Consider the following 5180-nt stretch of genomic DNA (forward strand, 5'->3'; position numbering starts at 1 on the left):
CTTTTCAGCCGGCCCGCAGAACCGTGGTTTGGTTTAGTCGAAGCAGTCACCAACGTGGTTGATGATGGATTCAACTCCCAGAGGCGTCTTGTACTCTTCGAAGGTTACGGTTTCGCCGGCAGTCTTCGGTTTCTTGCCTTCCGTCGGCGGTGTCTCAGGACGCTTCCAGAGGGTGTTGGTGAAGGTCGTTGTGTTGCCTTCCGTCACCACACTGGTCAGGTTGTAGTTCAGCACCTTCTGCTCTGTCCAGGTGTATGTGGCAGGCTGCCCGTTCACTCTGGTCGGCAGGTCGCTGATCGTCGCGGTCCAGTTGTTTCCTGCGCTCAGCAGGACTGTCATACCGTTGTTCAGCGTCATCACGATGCTTTCCGGTCTCAGGTTCTGGTTGTTGTCCTTGTCGTCCCATTCCTTCCGGACCGTTACGCTGGTAAGCTCAGGCTTGTAGTTGTTCCGGATGTTGAATCCGTGAATCTCCGCCTCGTACCATTCAACCAGATCCTCAGTGATGGTATACACAATCTTCTGCTTCTCGGCCGTCAGCCTCGGAAGTCCGGTGAATACCGTCTTCCAGCCGTTCGATTCGGCGAGCTGGGCGGTGGCGACTTCCACGCCGTCCGCCAGCAGTCTCACCGTAACAGCTCCGGGCCTGTTGCCGTCCTTGTTGTTGTTATCGTTCCAGGTCTTGATAACCGGGATATCCATCGGGCTGTCGTCCGGACCGAATGGCTCCCAGGGTTCGATATCAAATTCCTTCTCAATAATCAGCTTGCCGCTCTCGAAGGTATTGGTAATCACATAACCCGTGGAGGCATTTCCGGTGGTCTTGGCGATATAGCCTTCCGGAATTTCGGTTTCAGCAACCGTGTACTTGATTTCTCTGGTCAGGCCCGCCTCATTGGCGTTCTTGGCCAGCTTCGTCCAGCTGTAGCTCCAGTTGTTGGAAGCGTCCAGCTTGACCGCTGCGCCTGCAGCCTGTCCGTCAGCATACAGCTGCACTGTGATGCTCTCGGGCCGCTTGCCAGCCGCGTTATTGGCGTCAACCCAGACCTTGCGTACGTTCACTTCAGTCTCATCCGGACCGTGAGTGTTCGTCAGCGTAGTCAGGATGCCGTTCTTCTGGCTGCCCGTCAGCGTGTAGCCGAATACTGCGGGCTCCTTCCAGCTGTACTCAATCGCCTTGCCGTTGTTCATCTTCGGCAGGTTGTTGATCATAGCCGTCCAGTTGTTGGAGGAATCCAGCACTGCGAACTTGCCGGTGCCTTCGCCGTCCGCCAGCAGCTCAATGCGCAGGGACAGCGGCCGCAGGCCGTCGCGGTTCTCAGCATCCTTCCAGATCTTCTTCACTGCAGCGGATGTGGGTTCAGGCGTATTCTTCACAGAGGTTACCAGGCTGCCTGCGCCGGTGTTTTCGGTGAATTCAATCTCGCCTGTGATTACGTTGCCGGTCAGCTTGGTCAGGATCGTGTTCCTTGCCTCGCCTTCCCAGACAATCGTATGATCCGCAGTGACTGTGAATTCGATCGGATCAATGCCCTTGTATCCATCGGGCTTCTTGGTCTCCGTCAGGATATAGGTGCCGTCATCCAGTCCGCTGAAGGTGAACATGTCTCCGCTTTCAGCCGTGATGCATTCAATCAGCTTCAGCTGGTCGCCTGCCACCTTCTTCTCCAGCTTGAATTCCGCGCCCGCCAGAGGTGCTCCGGTCTCGCTCAGCTTGTTCACTTCAACCTTATAGGTGAAGGCGATGACCGAATCTTCCTTGGTTTCTTCGGTTTCTTCACTGGGTTTGCCGCCCTGTTCAACATTCGGGTTGCAGCTGTATTCCAGCTTGCCGGTGTTGACGTTGCCTTCAGCGCCCAGGGCTGCGTTCTCATTCAGGATTGCGGTGAAGAGCACTTCGATGACGGCCTTGTTCAGGCTTTCATCTGTGATCTTTCTCTCACCGTCGCCCCATTCAAGCGTCAGGTCGAAGCTGTGTTCTTCGGAATCCAGAGTGTAGGCATCTGCCGTCACTTCTGTTCCGTTCACTGTCACCTTGTCGATTCCGTTGAAGGTCAGGCCTTCATCCATGTAATCGTGGAAGGTGATGTGGTACTTCAGGTAGTCGGTCACGTTGTCCGCCAGGGTTGCCTGCAGTCTGTAAGGTACAGCGTCGCCGATGTCATAGTCTGCGCTGTCCTGCCAGCCGCTGGTCTCGCCCGTCGTGTCATTCGTGTCCTTAATCTTCTTTTCGAACTTCGGCTTCTCGGCAAGCTTGTCTTCCAGCAGGAGCACACCGTCTTCGCGTGCCTTCAGTCCGCTGGTTGTGATCTTGCCTTCCTTGTCTACGCTGAATGTTGCGTCTGCCGTGAAGGCGTAATCCTTCGGAGTGATGGTTTCCGTCAGGGTATATTCTTCATCAATCTTCAGGTTCTTCGCTTCATGCGGCTTGCCGGTTACGGAATCCCATTCATCGATCACAGCACCGGTCTTGTCCAGGATCTGGAGGTGTGCTCCACTCAGTTCTTTACCGGTAGCAACATCCGTCTTCTGGATCTTCACAACCGTGTTGATGAAGGTGATTCCCAGGTCTCCGGTTTCGGGATCCGTGGTGATCGTGCCTTCCTGGTCATCTGTGAGTGTCACCGTGATTTCCTTGACAGCGCCGTCATAGATGACCGTCTTGTCAAGTTCATCACCTTCGGGCTTCACTTCGCTGATGGTGTAAGTGTACTGCCGTTCGGTTACGATCTTTCCGTCAACCACCATATCTTCTTCGCTGTAGGTGATCGGTGCGAACGTTACCTTGCCTTCAGCGTCGCAGGATGCGGTCTGCAGCGTGTTGCCGTCTTCATCCTTCAGTGCGAAGGTGTACATGCCTTCTGTCAGGTTGCGTCCGATCAGAATCTTCTTCGCGAAGAACTGGATTTCACCGCAGGATTCATACGGGTTCCTGATATCAACATATCCGTCGTTGGTAACGCTGTCAACATACAGGGCGCCAGCTCCGTTATCCTTGATAACAACGGTGAATACTTTGGGCTCGGTATCATAGGTAACACCCTTGATATGGCCTTCGGTTTCAGTGATCGTGAACTTGTAGGTTCCGTACTTGTTGAACACGATATCGTCAAAGACAACAGACTTGCTGTTAATGTCTGCATACTTGACGGTCGTGGCCGGCAGCACCGCGCCGTCCGGATTGTCCTTATCCGCAGCCAGCGTGAATTCGAAGTTGTCCTCTGCAGTCCACATACGGCCTGTCAGGATCTTCGTCGCTTCAAGCGGCAGCCTGGTCGGCTTCACATAGTACGTGTTCGTCAGCGTCGTGACCTTGCCGTTCCTGGACGTGTCAGTCAGTTCAAAGCCTTCCGGCAAGTCGACTTCTGTCCAGGTGTACTCAATCTCTTCGCCGAAGTTCCTGTATTTCGGCAGGTTTTCAATCGTCGCGCTCCAGTTATTGGCAGCGTTCAGTTCAACCGTCTGCCCGTCAGAGAGCATTACCGTCAGTTTTTCAGGCGGGTTCTTGTTTTCCTTGTTGTCCAGAACCCAGACCTTCCTGATGCTGGCTTCGGTTTCTTCAGGCGTGTGATGGTTCGTCAGAGTGGTAAGTGTGCCTTCGGTCACATTGCCCGTCAGTTCATAGCCTTCCGGCAGGCCTTCTTCAGACCAGGAGTATTCAATTTCCTTCTTGCCGGAGAACTTCCGCAGGTTGTCAATCGTGGCAGTCCATTCATTAGCCGCTCTCAGCTTTACACTTAAGCCAGTGTCCTTGCCATCAGCAAGCAGCTTCACGTTAATGCTTATCGGACGTTTACCATCCTGGTTGTGGTTGTCATCCCAGACTTTCTTCACGCTTACGGAAGTGATCATATTATCTTCCACAAGAATGAGAGTCTTGCCATTCTTACCTGTTGTGATGGTAGCGCTGCCCGTTACCTTACCGGTAGCGTCAATGGTGAAGTTGGTATCGCTTGCAATCTCATAATCCTTAGGAGCAACAGTTTCATGCAGCGTGTATTCGGTATCAGTCAGCAGGCCTTCTACTACGTGAGTCTTGTCTTTCTCAGACACCCACTCTTCGACGATTTCATAAGTCTTATCGTCCTTTTCAATGTAGTTCTTGCCTTCTGTCTGTTCCTCGCCCGCGGCCAGTTTTCTCAGGATCTGGATTGTCGCGCCTTCCAGTTCTTTGCCGTCTACCACGTCAACCTTGCTGATCTCGACGTGCGTCTTCGTGTCTTCAACCAGCAGTATGGTATGTCCGTATTCATCCGTCGTTGTCGTACCGCTGCTCGTTACATCACCATTCACGTCGATCGTGAATGTGGTGTCAGACGTAATGGTATAGCCTTCCGGTGCCACTTCCTCACGCAGGATGTATTCGGTCTCTGTCAGCAGGCCCTTCACTACGTGAGTCTTGTCTTTCTCAGACACCCACTCTTCGACGACTTCATAAACCTTGCCGTCCTCTTCTACGTAGTTCTTGTCTGCCGCTTTCTCCTCGCCCGCGGCCAGTTCTCTCCGGATCTGGATTGTCGCGCCTTCCAGCTCTTCGCCGCCGACTACGTCAACCTTGCTGATCTCGACGTGTGTCTTCGTGTCTTCAACCAGCAGTATGGTATGTCCGTATTCATCCGTCGTTGTCGTACCGCTGCTCGTTACATCACCATTCACGTCGATCGTGAATGTGGTGTCAGACGTAATGGTATAGCCTTCCGGTGCCACTTCCTCACGCAGGATGTATTCGGTCTCTGTCAGCAGGCCCTTCACTACGTGAGTCTTGTCTTTCTCAGACACCCACTCTTCGACGACTTCATAAACCTTGCCGTCCTCTTCTACGTAGTTCTTGTCTGCCGCTTTCTCCTCACCCGCGGCCAGTTCTCTCCGGATCTGGATTGTCGCGCCTTCCAGCTCTTCGCCGCCGACTACGTCAACCTTGCTGATCTCGACGTGTGTCTTCGTGTCTTCAACCAGCAGTATGGTATGTCCGTATTCATCCGTCGTTGTCGTACCGCTGCTCGTTACATCACCATTCACGTCGATCGTGAATGTGGTGTCAGACGTAATGGTATAGCCTTCCGGTGCCACTTCCTCACGCAGGATGTATTCGGTCTCTGTCAGCAGGCCCTTCACTACGTGAGTCTTGTCTTTCTCAGACACCCACTCTTCGACGACTTCATAAACCTTGCCGTCCTCTT

General features: G+C 53.4%; 1 protein-coding gene. It reads right to left on the reverse strand.

The window, feature by feature from the left end:
* Positions 1-33: 33 nt before the first annotated feature.
* Positions 34-5142, reverse strand: a complete 5109-nt coding sequence (locus JYE49_RS07650; protein WP_304583322.1) for a Cna B-type domain-containing protein — start codon at positions 5140-5142, stop codon at positions 34-36.
* Positions 5143-5180: the final 38 nt, after the last annotated feature.

Origin of the sequence: Aristaeella hokkaidonensis, from assembly GCF_018128945.1 — a bacterium.
GTDB classification, from domain to species: domain Bacteria; phylum Bacillota; class Clostridia; order Christensenellales; family Aristaeellaceae; genus Aristaeella; species Aristaeella hokkaidonensis.